Here is a 15252-nt window from a genome sequence, read left to right as displayed (position 1 = left end):
CACAGGGGGAATGACCATGAGCGAGGACGCCAGCACCACACCGAGCCCGACGAACGACCCGAAGCCCAAGGACGCATCGGACGGGCTGGCATCGCTCGACCTGACGCCGCCAACGCTGGTCAGGGCCGTGACCATCGGAGCCCTGAGCTACGCCGTGGCGTGGGTGGCCGCCTGCATCACGACGGTTCTGGCGCTGCTCGCGGTGAGCCTGGACGACGAGGACGTCTCGTGGTGGTGGATCCTGACGGCGCCCGGCCAGCTCGTCGCGATGGCGTTCCGCAGCCCGGCCGTGGGCTCGTTCGACTCCGGCGACGAGGACTTCGCGATGAGCGGCAAGGTCTCGGTCACTGCGGTGCCTCTGACGATCCTGCTGGTCGCGACCGCCGTCGTGCTGATCCTCTCGAGGCGCGACGAACGGCGCGGTCCCGCCAACACCGTCAAGGGGATGGTCAGCCTTGCGGTGGCCTCCGCGCTGACGTTCGTCACGATCGCGTTCGTCATCGCGTTGGTGCTGACGCCCGGTGAGGACGACACGTCCTATCGGGCGAGCCAGTTCCAGCTGATCCTGTTCGGCGTTGCGGCCCTGACCGTGGTGGCCCTGGTCGGCCGGCGTCCGCTCGCGCTCTGGAGCGCCTTCCGCTCGATCCCGGTCGCTGCCCTCGATGCCGGTCGCGCTGCGCTGGTCCACTTCCTCGTGTTCTCGGCGCTCGCCGTACCGGCCATCGCGATCTACATCGCCGCCGAAGGCAGTCCTGAGGCGATCCTGGCGATGCCGGTCGCGCTGATCAACCTGGTGATCTTCGCCCTGACACTCGGTCATCTCGGGGCGCTGTCGGCGAACGGGTTCGGGGGCTTCTTCGGCGGCTCCGACTCGGACTCCGACACGTTCTGGCTGTTCAGCGACGACGCGCCCAAGGTCTTCCTGCTCCTCATCGTGTTCGCCGTCGTCGCCACGCTCGCTGCCGCTGTGACGCTGCGACTGCGACACGACGGCGCGCCTCGTACGACCGCTCACTGGGTCTGGACGCCGTTGGTCTTCGCGATCGCCGGTGGGGCGATGTCGCTCCTGGCCACGGTGTCGTTCAACGCCGGCTTCGGTGGTGCCGTCGGCGGTGGCGTCTCGGCCGGCCCGGCGGCGTGGTTCCTGCTGGTCTTCGCGGTCTGGGGTGCCGCGGCCGAGCTCGGCTCGCGGACGATCGCGCCGGCGCTGGTCGGCCTGGTGCCGGCCGCCTGGCAGCGTCGGGTCGTGGGCCAGAGGCCCGAGCCGCTGGCCGCCCCGGAGGGTCCTCCGGCTGAGGCGGCCGGAACCGCACCCGCGACTGCTCCGCCCCCGGCCGCGGGCCAGGCGCTGGACGCCCGGACGAAGAAGATCCTCATCGGTGTCGGCGTCCTCGTCGCCCTGGGCATCGTCGCGGTGATCGGGATCTCGGTCGCCAACAAGATGTACTTCGGTCCGGAGAAGCAGGCCGAGGCCTACTTCGATGCGCTCAGCTCCGGCAACGCCGACGACGCGCTCGACCTGGTCCGCCTCGACTACTCCTCGGACGAGCGCGTGCTGCTGACCGACGACGTGCTCGAGGCCAGCGACACGACGATCAGCAAGGCGTCCTTCGGTGACGTCGAGACCCACGGTGACACGGCGACCGTGACCGCCCGATACACGATCGACGGCGCGCAGCAGAGCCAGGAGCTGACGTTGGAGAAGACCGGCTCGCGCTTCGGGGTCTTCGACGAGTGGAAGATCATCGACCCCGGGCTGGGCACGGTCTCCGTGACGGCTCCGGGGGCGTCGTCCCTGGACGTCAACGGCCTGTCCGTCGATGTGGAGGGGCTCGACGATGGCGTGACGCTGCCGGCGTTCCCGGCGGAGTATCAGATCGCACCCGACAGCGGCAGCTCCTTGCTGTCGTACGGTGCGAAGACCGTCACGATCGGCAAGGACGAGGAGAGCCTGGAGTTCGAGGCCGAGCCGAACAACCAGTTCATGGCCCAGGTCGCGCAGCAGGCCAAGACGTTCCTCGACGCCTGCATCAAGCGGCACGAGGCCGAGCCCGAGGGTTGCCCCAACCGGACGTACTGGTCGGACCTGAAGGACGTCTCGTGGAAGCTCACGGAGGAGCCGACCTACACGGTGGAGTCCGACTACGAGGGCGGCTGGACGTTCTCGACCCAGACGCCAGGCAGCGCAACGGTCACGGCGACCGAGCCGGGACTGTTCGACGGTGACGCGGACAGCAAGTACACCGACAAGGTCGACATCAGCATCTCGGGCACCGTGCAGGTCTCGGGCGATGCGGTGACGATCGAGGTCGACGACTCGTACTTCTGAGCCTAGGGTCGCCAGCGGTGGTGTCGTTTCCAGGTCTGGGATCCGGGTGGTCGGTATTCGGGGTGGCCGTCAACGGGTGACATGCGGATGGTCCACGCATTGTCGTGGATCGTGCGGTGGTGGAAGGGGCAGATGAGGACGCCGTCGGCGAGGGCGGTCTCGCTGCCGTCGGCCCATCTGGTGCGCCAGTGGTGCGCTTCGCACCACTCGGGTGGCCTGTCGCACCCTGGGAAGGTGCAGCCGCCGTCGCGGTTGGCGAGGGCTTGTTTCTGAGCCTTGGTGAAGAGGCGCTGTTCGTGTCCGTGGTCGAGCGGGAGGGACCTGCCGTTGAAGACTTGGGGGATGATCCCGGCATTGCAGGCCATGTGTCGGGCCTGGCCGGCGGAGATGCGGGTGCCGGTGGACAGCGTGGCGGGTTTGATGCCACGGATGAGGGTGTCGTAGTCGAACCGGACGATCAGGGTGGCGCTGAGGCCGCCCTTGCCGGGGAGCTTGTCGGTGGGCAGGTGGTCGCACAGCTCGGCGAATCCCATCCCGAGGCGGTGCCGGTGCTCCAGGTCGCGGTCGTAGTAGGACTCCGCGCCGGGGGTGTCGTCGTGCAGATGATCCCGTCTGGGTGCGCTGATCGCCTCGATGGCTGTGCGCAACGTGTCGGCCTGGGCTTCGGGGATGCGGAACCCGCCTCGGCAGGTGCCGTCGCCGTCGCTGGTCATCCAGAACTCGGAGCGCCGCCAAGCGCGCTTCTCCCGCGCCTGCAGGGTCTGGTTCTCGATCTGGTCGACCTCAGGAGAGGGTTTGAGCTGGTCGGTGATTCGTGTCGCCCGGTTGCGTAGGTCCTTGAGGGTGAATCGGGCGGCGTCGCCGATCAAGGTGTCCTCACAGGCCTGCTTCTGCTCCGGCGCCGTGTCGTCGGGCAGGCCTGCGACGGCGGCGGCGATGATCGCGGCCTGCGCGGTGCCGATGTCACCACGGGCCAGCGCCTGCCCGGTCGCCGGCGCGGCGTCGAGATCCTTGGACTGGTTGACCAGGGCGTCGGCAGCGCGGCGATCGCCGCCGAACGATCCGGCGAGCATCGCACCGGTCGATGTGGCCCCCGATGCCTTGGCCAAGCCAGTGGTGTCCAACGCCCGGGTGACGGCCATGAGCTGAGCCTTGACCCTGGCCTCGACCCGCATCAACCGCTCCGCACAGTCCCGCAGCAGGGCCGGCTCCAGACCCGACCAGCCTTGGACAGGCATCCCGTCCAGGGCGTCCTCGATCTGCTCGACGGCACCCACCAACGGGTGCGGGAGCGAAGCGACCGGAGCAACAGACACGAGCAGACCTTCAGACGCACGGGCAGGGAGTCATCTCAACCTTGGGGCCCACTGAAGGGTTCTCACCCGACCCTATTTCGTTCCAGATCGGCGCACTGACAACACTACGGCACGGCATGGACTGTGTCGAACACCTGTTCGAATAGTGAGACGGAAGAGGTCAACAGCCGCCTACACCCGGCGGCGGTCGTAGTGGCGGGTGATCCGGGCCTGCGTCGCCCATGCGGCACGTTGCCGGAGGTTGAACGGCGGCCGTCCCGGAGCGGTCGGCGCCCGCGCGGCGAGCTCCTCGAAGGCCGCGACGATCGCCGCCGCTGACTGCGACTGGGCGGGGAGCCGGAGCGGGTCGATCTGGTTCGGCAGCGGCACGATCACCGGGTTGGTGTTGATCTCCCAGACCTGCAGCCGGCCGTTGCTGAACCCGTAGTCGATGCGGCCGTAGTCGATCCCGGCGACCTCATAGACCCGCCACAGGGCGTCCTCGTGCGGGAACGTGTCGACGAACTCCTGCTCCTCCTGCGCGATGGCGGGCGTGATGACCATCGGCTTCTTGACCATCCACCTGCGACTGACGAGCACGTGGCGGGGGATCAGGTGGTCACCGATCTTCATGGCGGAGTACTTGCGGAACATCCCGTCGGCGCCCTGGGCGTCCGCGTGCTCGACGACCAGAAGGTCCCGGTCGAAGCGGCGGCGCAGCCCGACCTTCTCCTTGACGCGCGCCTTGAGCTCGGCGTCGGAGTGCACCACGGCACCGAGACTGCCGCTGTGCTCGTTGGCCCAGCGCAGGAACGCGGGGAACCGCACCTCGGCGTCGAGGCCCCGCAGCCGGTACGCCCGGAAGTCGTTGATGCCGAGCTCAGCGAGGTCCTGAAGCAGTCCGAGGCGGCCGGTCCAGGCGGCGGGGTCGTTGAGCGTGACGTAGCTGTCGGGCTGGCCCGCGAGGCTGCGGTGCAGGCGCTGGACCAGCGCGAGCTCACGCGGCAGCAGGCGCTCGAAGTCCGCGAACACGTGGGCACCGGCCGGGAGCGGCTCGCCCACGCGCACGTCGTCGTACGCCGTGGGGTGGATGACATCTGCCAGGTGCGGCGCCCAGCCGGCGACGAACCGCTCCATGCCCCACAGGAAGTTGCGTGCGGCGTAGAACCGGATCACGAGGGCGTACCGGGCACCATCGAGAAGTGCGTGTGCACGGCGCGCAGCGCGTCGTCCCGGACGAGGACGATCGTGGCGCGCCCGTCTCGACGGCCGACCGTGCCGTCCGACCGCAGCCCTTCGGACGACCACTCGCTGATGGCGACCACGAGGCCGTCGTCGTCGAAGACCGTCGCGCTGTCGAGGTCGAACGCGAACCCGGTCGTACGCTCCCAGACCCCGTGCCACTGCTCGGCGTGCAGCTGGTCGAGCCCGGTCCAGCGCTCGGCGACCGTCCCGAACCCCTCGGCGTCGGGATGGAACATCGTCCGGGCACGCGCATAGTCGCGCTCGCGCACGGCCGCAGCGAAGTCCCGCAGCCACGCCTTGACCAGTGGCTGCGACTCCGCCCTGACCACCTCGACCACGCGTCCTCGCTCCGCCGACCTGCTGTGCTTCTGGATCCAGCACAGTATGCCCGCTGTCGCGGGTCGCCGTTCGTGGTGCCGGGTACCACCACGGGGTCGCGAAGTTCCCTAGAGTGTTCCCATGGGCGCCTACCTCGACGACTACACCGCGGTCGGCGTCATCATCATCGCCGGCGTCGTGCTCGCCGCCGGGATGCTGGGGGTCAACCGACTCATGCGTCCGCGCGTGGCGGCCCGCGAGAAGCAGCTCACGTACGAGTCGGGCGTGGATCCGGTCGGTGCCGGCTGGGCGCAGTCGACGGTGCGCTACTACGTCTATGCGTTCCTCTACGTGATCTTCGCTGTCGACGCGGTGTTCCTGTTCCCGTGGGCGGTGGTGCTCGAGGACATCGGGCGGGCCGCCGCCGCCGAGATGGGCATCTTCATCGGCATCCTCGTCGTCGGGCTCGTCTACGCGTGGCGCAAGGGGGTGCTGTCGTGGACGTCGTAGGCGCTGTCGACCTGCCGATGCCGACCCTCGCTCCGGCGACCCTCGGGGCCGGCTCGGCGTACGCACCCAAGCCCGCTCGCTACCTGCTCAACTGGGGCCGCAAGTACTCCCTCTGGGTCTTCAACTTCGGCCTTGCGTGCTGTGCGATCGAGTTCATCGCGACGTCGATGTCGCGCCACGACTTCATCCGCCTCGGGGTCATCCCGTTCGCGCCCGGTCCGCGCCAGGCCGACCTGATGGTTGTGTCCGGCACCGTCACCGACAAGATGGCGCCGGCGATCAAGCGGCTCTACGACCAGATGCCCGAGCCCAAGTACGTCATCAGCTTCGGCTCGTGCGCCAACTCCGGTGGGCCCTACTGGGACTCCTACTGCGTCACCAAGGGCGTCGACCAGATCATCCCCGTCGACGTGTACGTGCCGGGGTGCCCGCCGCGACCTGAGGCGCTGCTCAACGGCATCGTCACGTTGCAGGACAAGATCGCCGGCGAGAACCTCGCGGACCGCTACCAGCGCCCGGCCACCTCACTGCTCTCACCTCGTATCGGGGCGCCCGAGTGACGCTCGAGGACAAGCCCCCACTCGCGTCGCTTGTGGGAGGTGCCCCCAGCTTCGGCCCGCGGCACCGCGTCGTCGAGGCAGCCGAGTGGCACGACGCCGCGGCGCAGCTCAAGCGCGACGGCTACACCTACTTCGACTGGCTCTCGGCGGTCGACGAGCACCCCGAGGGGTTCCGCCTGGTGATGCACGTGGCGCGCGTCCCTTCGACGGGCTCAGGAGGCGTTGGCCTCGATCACCTTCTGCTCGCCACGTACCTCGAGCGGGACGTCCCAGCGGTCGCGTCGATCGCCGACGTCTATGCCGGCGCCTCGTGGCACGAGCGCGAGACGCACGAGATGTTCGGCATCGACTTCGGGCTCGACCTGGCCCCGTTGCTGCTGCCCGACGGCTTCGAGGGACATCCGCTGCGCAAGGAGTTCGTGCTGGCATCGCGCGTCGCCAAGCCGTGGCCGGGTGCCAAGGAGCCGGGCGAGAGCGACGCCGAGTCGACCCACTCGCCGAGCCGCCGCAGGATCAAGCCGCCGGGCGTACCTGACCCCGAGGACTGGGGCCCCGGCAAGCTGGCCCACGAGGACGTCCCTTCGACAGGCTCAGGGACCGAAGGGGCGACAGGCTCAGGGACCGAAGGGGAGACAGGCTCAGGGACCGAAGGGGACGTCGATGGCTGACGTCGTCGACGCGATCCTGCGCTGCCTGCTCGTGCTCGCGGTGTTCATGGTGCTCCCGCTGGTCATCGGCCAGATGGAGCACAAGGCGATGGCGCACATGCAGAGCCGCGTCGGCCCGATGGCGGCCGGCGGCTTCCACGGCTGGGCGCAGCTCGTCGCCGACGGCGTGAAGTTCGTGCAGAAGGAGAGCATCACGCCGGTCGCCGCCGACCGTAGGGTCTTCGAGCTCGCCCCGGCCGTCGCCCTGGCGCCCTACCTCGTCGCGCTCCTGGCCATCCCGCTCGGCCCGTTCTTCGGACAGGGCAACCTGATCGGCCAGGACCTCGACCTCGGCCTGTTCTTCGTGCTCGCGGCGATGAGCGTCGGCGTGCTCGGCACGCTGATGGGTGGCCTGGGCAGCGGCAACAAGTACTCCTACATCGGTGGCATGCGCGTCGCGGCGCAGCTGATGTCGTACGAGCTGCCGATGGTGCTCGCCGCGGCCAGCGTCGCGATGGCCGCGGGGACGCTGTCGCTGGTCGGCATCGCGCAGGAGTGGGAGCCCTGGTGGCTGCTCAGCCAGCTCCCTGGGCTCGTCGTGTTCTTCGTCGCGGGGCTCGCCGAGCTGCAGCGTCCGCCGTTCGACGCGCCGCTGGCCGACGCCGAGCTCGTCATGGGACCGCTGACCGAGTACGGCGGCATGCGCTTCGCGATGTTCCTGCTCGCCGAGTACGCCGGCATCCTCGTCCTCTCGGCCCTGACAACCGTGCTGTTCCTCGGCGGCTGGGCCGGGCCGTTCTCCGACGACATCGGCTGGCTGTGGACGCTGGTCAAGGTCATGGCGGTGGCGTTCCTCGTGATCTGGGCGCGCGTCGCGTATCCCCGCCTCCGCGAGGACCAGGTCAACGCGCTGGCGTGGAAGGTCCTCGTGCCGGTGGCTCTAGCGCAGATCACTCTCACGACGGTTCTGGTGGTGGCATGAGCATGTTCGGCAACGGCCTGCTGCAGGGCCTCAAGGTCACGTTCAAGAACCTGACGCGGCGCAGCGTCACGGCGCACTACCCCGACGTGCAGCCCGACCTGCCGCCCCGCAGTCGCGGCGTCATCGCGCTGCAGGAGGAGAACTGCACGTCCTGCATGCTGTGCGCGCGCGAGTGCCCGTCGTGGTGCATCACGATCGACTCGCACAAGGAGACGATCCCCGCGACGACCGAGGGCGGGCGTGATCGCAGCCAGAACGTGCTCGACACGTTCGACATCGACTACTCGCTCTGCATGTACTGCAGCATCTGCATCGAGGTCTGCCCGTTCGACGCCCTGCACTGGTCGCCGGAGTTCGCGTACGCCGAGGGCGACATCAAGGACCTGACGCACGACATGAACCGGCTGCGTGAGTGGATGTGGACCGTCCCGGCCCCGCAGGCCCTCGACCCCGGCGCCGAGCCGTCGAAGGAGCTCGCCGCCTACGAGGCCGCGCAGGCGGAGCCGGCAACCCAGCGCGCACCGGAGGATCCCGAGTGAGCGCCACCGAGGTCATCTTCCTGCTGTTCGCGGCCCTCGCGGTCGGGTCGGCGCTGCTCGCGATGACGACGAGCCAGCTCGTCCACTCGGCCCTGTGGCTCGTCGTGACGCTCGGCGCCGTCGCCGGCTGCTTCGTCCTGATGACCGCCGAGTTCGTCGCATGGGTTCAGGTGCTCGTGTACGTCGGCTCGGTCGTCGTGCTCGTGATCTTCGCCCTCATGCTGACCCGTCAGGAGTCGACGATCTCCGCGGAGGTCACGGGCAACCGCTGGACCGCGGCGCTGCTGGGTCTGGTCGCCGCCGTCGGTCTCGGCGCCACAGTCATCAGCGGGTTCCACGGCGAGCGCATCGAGGGGGACCGGATCGGCAGCGCGAAGTCGATCGGCGATGCGCTGTTCAACGACTGGGTGCTCCCGTTCGAGATCCTCAGTGGCGTCCTGCTCGCCGCGCTGGTCGGCGCGATCGTCATCTCCCGGTCGGGAACCGAGCGCTGATGCCCCTGCTCTATCCGCTGGTGCTGTCGGCCGCGCTGTTCGGCATCGGGCTCTACGGCGTCCTCGCCCGGCGCAACGCGGTGCTGATGCTGCTCGGCGTCGAGCTCATGCTCAACGCGGTCAACCTCAACCTGGTCGCGTTCGACGCCTGGTTCGCTGACGAGGTGCACACCGGCCAGGTCTTCACGCTGTTCACGATCACGCTGGCGGCGGCCGAGATCGGCCTCGGGCTGGCCATCATCCTCGCGCTGTTCCGCGCCGTGCGCACCGTCGATGTCGACGAGGTCGGTGGCGACCGGTGAACCGCTGGCTCTACGTCGTCCTGACCGCCGCGCTCGCCGTGGCGGTCGCCGTGTGGGCGGTCCCGCACCTCGACGGCGACCCGACGACCAAGGTCTGGGTCGAGGGCAACGACCTGCTCGCCGTCTCGCTCGCGACCCGCGTCGACGGCCTCGCCGCCCAGGTGCTGCTGCTCGCCGTCGGCGTCGGCCTGCTGGTGCAGATCTACTCCACGGCCTACCTCGGCCACCACCCGCGCTATCGCTCGTACGCGCTGGTGATCCTGCTCTTCCTGCTCGGCATGATCGCCGTCGTCGCCGCCGACGACCTGTTCGTCCTGCTGATCGGCTGGGAGGTCATGGGGCTCTGCTCCTACCTGTTGATCGGCCACGAGTGGGAGACACCGATCGCGCGATCCGGCGCCGCCAAGGCGTTCCTCATGACCCGCATCGCTGACCTCGGCCTGCTGGTCGGGATCCTCGCGATCGGCGAGACGTACGGGACCTATCGCATCAGCGAGGTGCTCGCGCAGGAGCCCAAGAACTCGACGGCGATCGGGCTGCTGCTGCTCGTCGCGGTCGTCGGCAAGTCGGCGCAGTTCCCGCTCCACACGTGGCTGCCCGACGCGATGCCCGGTCCGACGCCGATCACCGCGCTGATCCACGCCGCGACGATGGTCGCCGCCGGCGTCTACCTCGTGGCCCGGCTGCTGCCGATCCTCGAGCCGTCCGAGCTCGTCATGACGCTGCTGGCGATCATCTCGGCGATCACGATGCTGCTGGGCGCGCTGTTCGCGCTGGTGCAGACCGACCTCAAGCGAGCGCTCGCGTGGTCGACGGTCAGCCAGCTCGCGTTCATGTTCGCAGCGCTGTCGGCCGGCGACCGTGACGCCGGCACCGACCACCTGCTGTCGCACGGCGCGTTCAAGGCGTTGCTGTTCCTCGGCTGCGGCTGCGTGATGCACGCCGTCGGCTCGAGCGCGCTGTCGGCGATGGGCGGCCTGCGGCTGCGGATGCCAGTCACGTTCTGGACCATGACGATCGGGTTCGCCGCGCTCGCGGGCGTCATCCCGACGGTCGGGTTCTTCACCAAGGACTCGGTGCTGCACGCGCTGGAGCACGGTCGCGACGAGGGCCCGTTGCCCGGTGCGGTCGCGGTGATCGTGTTCGGCGTCGCGCTGCTGACGTCGTTCATCACCGCGGCGTACGCCACGAGGCTATGGCTGCTGGCCTTCCTCGCTCCGGCTCCGGCCGACCACGCCGAGGCGCACGAGGCGCCGCGCGCGATGACCGGGCCCATCATCGTCCTCGCCGCCGCGACGTTCGCGCTGTCCATCGGCCAGCCGTTCCACCTCGGCATCGGGCTCCTCTCGACGGCGGTCGCAGCGGCCGGCATCGGCGTCGTCCTCACGGCCTGGCGCCGCGGTCGTTCCCTCGACCTCGCAGCCCCGTGGTTGGTCGCCGAGCTCGCCCTCGATCGCCCGTACGCCCGCTGGATCCCAGCTGGTCTGCGCTCGTCGTCCCGTGCGGTCGTCGACGTCGACCGTGACGGCATCGACGCGTACTCCTACGGCTCGGCGAGCGCCGCGCAGGCGGTCTCGCGGGTGCTCGGCGTGGTGCAGTCCGGCAACGTCCAGCGCTATGCCACGGTCATCGCCGGCGGCGTCATCGTCGTGACGGCAGCGGCGGTGATCTGGACGTGATCACCGCTGCGCTCACGATCCCGTTCGTCGTCGGGCTCGCCCTGCTGTTCCTCCGCAAGCTGGTGTCCGGGCGTACGGCTGCCTGGCTCGGCGCGGTCGCGATGGCGGCGTCGCTCGTCCTGTTCGTGCTCGTGTGGGAGGGCAAGGAGAAGATCTCCGGCGAGGTCGACACCGAGTGGATCGACCCGCTCGGTGCGCGGCTTCACCTCGGCGTGACCGCGCTGTCGTGGCCGTTCCTGCTGATGACGGCGTTCATCGGTCTGCTCTGCTGCGTCTGGCTGATCGCGGACGACACGGCGCCGGCCCTCGTCGGGCTCGTGCTGATCATCAGTGCGTCGTCGCTCGGGGTGTTCGCGTCGCTCGACTTCCTGCTGTTCTTCGTGTTCTTCGAGCTGGCCCTGATCCCGATGTGGTTCGTGATTGCCTGGTGGGCAGCTCCAGACGACGGTTCGTCGCGCGGCGTCGATCGCGGAAAGGGCTTCAAGAACGTTCCAGCGGACGGTGCTCGCCTAGCGGCTACGCGCTTCCTCTTGTTCACGGTCTCCGGCTCGGCGCTGTTGCTGGTCGGCATCGTGCTCGTGGCGCGCGCGAACGACTCGCTGCAGCTCACCGAGATCGGCAGCGGCCCGCTCGTGGCGGCCGTGCTGATCACCCTCGGCTTCGCCGTCAAGACCCCACTCGTCCCGCTGCACACCTGGCTGCCCGACGCGCACAGCAAGGCGCCGACGGTCGGCTCGGTCCTCCTCGCGGCGGTGTTCCTCAAGCTCGGCACGTACGGGCTGATCATCGCCTCCTCGATCCTTCCGGAACGGTTCGCGGACGTCGCCCCGTACGTCGCTGGCGCCGGTGTCGTGGGCATCGTCTGGTCGGCGCTCGCCTGCTACGCCCAGGACGACCTCAAGCGACTGATCGCCTACTCGAGCATCGGCCACATGGGTTTCGTGGCGCTTGCCATCTCGACGCAAAGCGCCGTCGGTGTTGCTGCCGCTGTATTTGGATCAGTGGCTCATGGCCTCGTCACGGGACTGTTGTTCTTCCTGTCCGGCTCGCTCAAGGACCGTTTCGGCACCGCCTCGATGCGGGCGATCGGCCGCGGGCTCTATGCGCGTACGCCGTGGCTCGCCGTCGCGTTCGTCTTCGCAGCGGTCGCCAGCCTCGGCCTCCCCGGTCTCGCCGGGTTCTGGGGCGAGCTGCTGTCGCTGCGTGCCGCGTACGAGGTCGGCGACGTGCTCGACAAGCCGTACGCCTGGACCGCGGTCGGTTTCGCGGTGCTCGGTGTCGCCCTCACGACGGCCTACTTCGTACGAGCGATCCGCCTGCTCGCCCAAGGTGAGCCGGTCGCGCAGGAGGCCGACCGCGACCTCAGCGTGCGCGAGGCTTTCGTGAGCGTCGCCCTGGTCGCCTCGATCGTCGTGCTCGGGCTCGCGCCCGGGCTGGTCGTCGGGCTCTACGACTTCTCGACGGTGAGCTACTCAGGCACCTACGAGGCGGTGACCCCGTGAACATCCCCGTCGAGTGGAGCGTCGCCGGTCCGGCCGTCATCGTCGCGATCGGCGCGCTCGTCGCGCTGCTGGTCGATGCGTTCTATCCCCGGCGTACGTGGCTGGGATCGGGCCTGCCAGCGAGCGTCGGCCTGGTCTGGGCGGGTGTCGAGCTGTTCCGCCTGAAGGACGACATCGACCCGTTCACGTTCGCGCTCTCGCTGGTCGTCATCGGCGGCACGCTCGTCGTCGTGGTGGCCTCGAACGTCATGAACTTCGAGAACGCGATGCCGCCGGGGGAGTACCACTTCCTGCTGATGGCTGCCGCCGGTGGCGCCCTGATGATGGTGGCTGCCCGCGACCTCGTGACGCTGATCATCGCGCTCGAGCTGCTGTCGTTGCCGTCTATCGCGCTGGTCGGGCTGCGCCAAGGTGATCAACGCGCGGTCCGATCGGCATGGACGTTCTTCCTGGCCTCCGTCGTGTCGACGACGATCACGCTGATGGGTGTCTCGCTGCTCTACGGCGTCGCAGGGACCCTCACGTACGACGGCCTGGCCAGCGGCCTGAGTGACACCGAGATGCCGCACGGCGTCGTCGCGGTCGCCGTCGTGCTGACGATCGTCGGGTTGCTGTTCAAGCTCGGTGCCGTGCCGTTCCACGTGTGGATCCCCGACACCTACCTGGGTGCCCCGGTCATGGTCGCCGGCTTCCTGTCGGCCGTCTCCAAGGCTGCGTCGGTCGGTGCCGTCTTCACGTTCCTGGCCCTCGCTGTCCCCACCGAGCACGACACCTGGTCGCCGATACTGGCGGTCGTCGCCGCGGTGACCATGACGGTGGGCAACCTCGGCGCGCTGCGGCAGACCAATGCGATCGCGATGCTGGCCTGGTCGTCGATCGCACAGGCCGGGTTCCTCATCGCTCCGGTGGCCGTCATCACGTGGTTCAGCGGCCAGGCCGTGGTGCAGTACGTCGCGGTCTACGTGCTCGCCAACCTCGTCGCGTTCGCCGCGCTCGCCGTCGTGCTCCGGCTGCGCGGCAGCCTGGACTACAGCGAGCTCAGGGGGCTCGCGCGCACCGACCCGCCCACCGGGGTGCCGCTCGTGATGGCCACGCTGACCCTCGCGGGCTTCCCGCCGGCGGTCATCGGCCTCGTCACGAAGTACGTCGTCATCCGCCCGGTCATCGACGCCGACGGCCACGTCTGGCTCGCTGTCGTCATGGCGGTCAACGTCATGCTCGGCCTGGCCTACTACCTCAAGCTCGTCGTCGTGCTCGTCGACCGGCCGGCGATCGACGACCCCTACCGGAGCCCGTCACCGCCGGTCTCGATCCGCATCTCCAAGGCGGCCGTGCTGATCGGCACCGCCGGCCTCGTGGCCCTCAGCGCCTGGCCCGACCTCCTGCTGTCCAACCTGCCCTGAACCCCCGCGATCTGTGAGGTTGCAGGCGCTACGCGCGTGTTGAGACGTACGCAAGTCCACACATCGCGGGCGGGTCAGCGGTAGTTGACGAACTGCACCGCGAAGTCGAGGTCGGCGCCCTTGACCAGCGCGATGACCTCCTGCAGGTCGTCGCGCTTCTTGCTGCTGACGCGGAGCTCGTCGCCCTGGATCTGCACCTTGACGCCCTTGGGTCCCTCGTCGCGGATCAGCTTGGAGACCTTCTTGGCCTGTTCCTGGCTGATGCCCTCGGTGATGGTCGAGGAGATCCGTACTTCCTTGCCGGACTGGCGGGGCTCACCCTCCTCGAGGGTCTTGAGCGAGATGCCGCGCTTGATGAGCTTGTCCTTGAACACGTCGAGGACGGCCAGCGCGCGCTCGTCGGCGTTGGCCTTGACCTCGATGCCGAACTCGCCGCTCCAGTCGATCGAGGCGCCGGTGTTCTTGAAGTCATAGCGCTGGTTGATCTCCTTGACCGTCTGGTTCAGCGCGTTGTCGACCTCCTGGCGGTCGATCTTGTTGACGATGTCGAAGGAAGAGTCGGCCATGAGTGCTCCTGGTGGTGCGCCGCGGGGATCTGATTTCTCTCACCCTAATCGGCTGCGATAGTCTTGCTTGTCGTTGCCCCGGCAACACCCCGGCAGGTTGCCCGAGTGGCCAAAGGGATCTGACTGTAAATCAGACGGCTCAGCCTACGCAGGTTCGAACCCTGCACCTGCCACAGCACGACAAGAGCCCCTCACCAGCGGAAGCGCAGGTGAGGGGCTCTTCGTTGGCGCGTGGGGCCGGAGGAACGTGCACCGGCAGCCAGGCCTACTTGGGTTCTTTCCAGTCGCCGTAGCGCGCGTCCATGTCGGTCAGGCTGACGCCGCCCTGGCCGGCGTTCGTGACCCCGAGCGGTTCGAGTGTCGCCGCGGCCGCCCTGAGGTCGACGACGCCGTCACCCGCCCGAGGCTCCGCGCCCGCCGTCAGCTCGATGGTGTTCGGCTCCCATGGCAGCGTTCGCCATATCGCCTCCACCAGAGCATCCAGCTCGTCCCCGGTGAAGGGATCAGCCGAATCGGTCACGATCGACAACGACAACCGGTAGCTGAAACCGTTGAGCGATCGACCGAGGTCCCTCACTTCCACGACCCTCGGCACCGCTGCCGTGACCGCGCTCGACACCTCTCCGTAGTCCGGGGGCGCCTTCTCGGCTCGGAGCGTTTCTATGCTGCAGGCCGACAGCGCACTGCACAGCAGCGCGCACGCCAGCGTCACGGCGAAGATCGTGCGTCTGCTGACGAGTCGCGGCGTCATGCTCATGGGTTCGGCGCCTCCGGCAAGCGATCGGTCCGGACGCCTCCGGCCCGATAGCCATGACACTAGTGACGCTGACGGCCCGCGTCGATGGGGACAGCCCGTCCTGCCCGGGATCTCCGTGCGGGGG

The 15252-nt window shown here is 68.9% G+C and carries 15 protein-coding genes, 1 tRNA gene and 1 pseudogene; 12 read left to right on the top strand and 5 right to left on the bottom strand.

Annotated features, from left to right (window positions below):
* The first annotated feature begins 16 nt into the window (after nucleotides 1–16).
* Nucleotides 17–2329 (top strand): hypothetical protein, encoded by a 2313-nt coding sequence (locus tag ASE12_RS09045; RefSeq protein WP_157412870.1) that lies wholly within the window; start codon nucleotides 17–19, stop codon nucleotides 2327–2329.
* A gap of 2 nt (nucleotides 2330–2331) precedes the next feature.
* Here the strand turns inward: ASE12_RS09045 and ASE12_RS09040 are convergent, their stop codons facing one another.
* The 3 genes from ASE12_RS09040 to ASE12_RS09030 form a co-directional block, all read right to left on the bottom strand.
* The gene (locus ASE12_RS09040; protein WP_157412869.1) at nucleotides 2332–3645 is read right to left on the bottom strand and encodes an HNH endonuclease signature motif containing protein; all 1314 of its coding nucleotides are present in this window, start codon (nucleotides 3643–3645) and stop codon (nucleotides 2332–2334) included.
* A gap of 171 nt (nucleotides 3646–3816) precedes the next feature.
* Nucleotides 3817–4800, bottom strand: a complete 984-nt coding sequence (locus ASE12_RS09035; protein WP_056399468.1) for a hypothetical protein — start codon at nucleotides 4798–4800, stop codon at nucleotides 3817–3819.
* Nucleotides 4797–5207 carry a nuclear transport factor 2 family protein gene (locus tag ASE12_RS09030; protein ID WP_056399467.1) on the bottom strand — a complete coding sequence of 137 codons (411 nt, stop codon included), beginning with the start codon at nucleotides 5205–5207 and terminating at the stop codon, nucleotides 4797–4799. The genes ASE12_RS09035 and ASE12_RS09030 overlap by 4 nt, the downstream gene beginning before the upstream one ends.
* Before the next feature lie 121 nt (nucleotides 5208–5328).
* Here ASE12_RS09030 and ASE12_RS09025 point away from each other — a divergent pair, with 121 nt between their 5' ends.
* The 10 genes and pseudogenes from ASE12_RS09025 to ASE12_RS08980 all read left to right on the top strand — a co-directional run bounded on the left by ASE12_RS09025 (nucleotide 5329) and on the right by ASE12_RS08980 (nucleotide 13805).
* Nucleotides 5329–5697, top strand: coding sequence for an NADH-quinone oxidoreductase subunit A (locus tag ASE12_RS09025; protein WP_056399465.1), 369 nt, complete (start codon nucleotides 5329–5331; stop codon nucleotides 5695–5697).
* 17 nt (nucleotides 5698–5714) lie between these two features.
* Complete coding sequence (locus ASE12_RS09020) at nucleotides 5715–6257, top strand: NADH-quinone oxidoreductase subunit B (protein WP_082582456.1); 543 nt, start codon at nucleotides 5715–5717, stop codon at nucleotides 6255–6257.
* Nucleotides 6254–6925 carry an NADH-quinone oxidoreductase subunit C gene (locus ASE12_RS09015; RefSeq protein ID WP_056399456.1) on the top strand — a complete coding sequence of 224 codons (672 nt, stop codon included), beginning with the start codon at nucleotides 6254–6256 and terminating at the stop codon, nucleotides 6923–6925. The genes ASE12_RS09020 and ASE12_RS09015 overlap by 4 nt, the downstream gene beginning before the upstream one ends.
* Complete coding sequence (locus ASE12_RS09010; RefSeq protein WP_056399454.1) at nucleotides 6918–7886, top strand: complex I subunit 1 family protein; 969 nt, start codon at nucleotides 6918–6920, stop codon at nucleotides 7884–7886. The genes ASE12_RS09015 and ASE12_RS09010 overlap by 8 nt, the downstream gene beginning before the upstream one ends.
* A gap of 122 nt (nucleotides 7887–8008) precedes the next feature.
* Nucleotides 8009–8233, top strand: a pseudogene (locus tag ASE12_RS20525) (4Fe-4S binding protein); the annotation flags it as partial.
* A gap of 188 nt (nucleotides 8234–8421) precedes the next feature.
* The gene (locus ASE12_RS09000; RefSeq protein WP_056399450.1) at nucleotides 8422–8919 is read left to right on the top strand and encodes an NADH-quinone oxidoreductase subunit J; all 498 of its coding nucleotides are present in this window, start codon (nucleotides 8422–8424) and stop codon (nucleotides 8917–8919) included.
* Complete coding sequence (gene nuoK / locus ASE12_RS08995; protein WP_056399447.1) at nucleotides 8919–9221, top strand: NADH-quinone oxidoreductase subunit NuoK; 303 nt, start codon at nucleotides 8919–8921, stop codon at nucleotides 9219–9221. The genes ASE12_RS09000 and nuoK overlap by 1 nt, the downstream gene beginning before the upstream one ends.
* Complete coding sequence (locus ASE12_RS08990) at nucleotides 9218–10900, top strand: NADH-quinone oxidoreductase subunit L (RefSeq protein WP_056399445.1); 1683 nt, start codon at nucleotides 9218–9220, stop codon at nucleotides 10898–10900. The genes nuoK and ASE12_RS08990 overlap by 4 nt, the downstream gene beginning before the upstream one ends.
* Nucleotides 10897–12402 (top strand): NuoM family protein, encoded by a 1506-nt coding sequence (locus ASE12_RS08985; protein ID WP_056399444.1) that lies wholly within the window; start codon nucleotides 10897–10899, stop codon nucleotides 12400–12402. Before ASE12_RS08990 ends, ASE12_RS08985 begins: the two co-directional genes overlap by 4 nt.
* Complete coding sequence (locus ASE12_RS08980) at nucleotides 12399–13805, top strand: NADH-quinone oxidoreductase subunit N (RefSeq protein ID WP_056399441.1); 1407 nt, start codon at nucleotides 12399–12401, stop codon at nucleotides 13803–13805. Before ASE12_RS08985 ends, ASE12_RS08980 begins: the two co-directional genes overlap by 4 nt.
* 74 nt (nucleotides 13806–13879) lie before the next feature.
* Here the strand turns inward: ASE12_RS08980 and ASE12_RS08975 are convergent, their stop codons facing one another.
* A complete protein-coding gene (locus ASE12_RS08975) occupies nucleotides 13880–14371 on the bottom strand; it encodes a YajQ family cyclic di-GMP-binding protein (RefSeq protein ID WP_056399438.1) in 492 nt (163 codons plus the stop codon).
* A 91-nt stretch (nucleotides 14372–14462) separates the two neighbouring features.
* Between ASE12_RS08975 and ASE12_RS08970 the strand changes: the two genes are divergently transcribed.
* Nucleotides 14463–14544: transfer RNA gene (locus ASE12_RS08970), tRNA-Tyr, on the top strand.
* 92 nt (nucleotides 14545–14636) lie between these two features.
* On the opposite strand, the gene ASE12_RS08965 is transcribed toward ASE12_RS08970, so the two are convergent.
* Nucleotides 14637–15083 carry a hypothetical protein gene (locus ASE12_RS08965; protein WP_157412868.1) on the bottom strand — a complete coding sequence of 149 codons (447 nt, stop codon included), beginning with the start codon at nucleotides 15081–15083 and terminating at the stop codon, nucleotides 14637–14639.
* Between the last annotated feature and the right edge of the window lie 169 nt (nucleotides 15084–15252).

Origin of the sequence: Aeromicrobium sp. Root236 (assembly GCF_001428805.1) — a bacterium.
Lineage (GTDB): Bacteria > Actinomycetota > Actinomycetes > Propionibacteriales > Nocardioidaceae > Aeromicrobium.
The sequence above is the reverse complement of the archived record's forward strand: the minus strand, read 5'-3'. Positions and strand labels throughout refer to the sequence as shown.

Excerpts from the sequence above, each read along its gene's own strand:
- ASE12_RS09045 (WP_157412870.1), top strand. The coding sequence starts at position 17 with ATGAGCGAGGACGCCAGCACCACACCGAGCCCGACGAACGACCCGAAG.
- ASE12_RS09025 (WP_056399465.1), top strand. The coding sequence starts at position 5,329 with ATGGGCGCCTACCTCGACGACTACACCGCGGTCGGCGTCATCATCATC.
- ASE12_RS09020 (WP_082582456.1), top strand. The coding sequence starts at position 5,715 with ATGCCGACCCTCGCTCCGGCGACCCTCGGGGCCGGCTCGGCGTACGCA.
- ASE12_RS09010 (WP_056399454.1), top strand. The coding sequence starts at position 6,918 with ATGGCTGACGTCGTCGACGCGATCCTGCGCTGCCTGCTCGTGCTCGCG.
- nuoK (WP_056399447.1), top strand. The coding sequence starts at position 8,919 with ATGCCCCTGCTCTATCCGCTGGTGCTGTCGGCCGCGCTGTTCGGCATC.
- ASE12_RS08975 (WP_056399438.1), bottom strand. The coding sequence starts at position 14,371 with ATGGCCGACTCTTCCTTCGACATCGTCAACAAGATCGACCGCCAGGAG.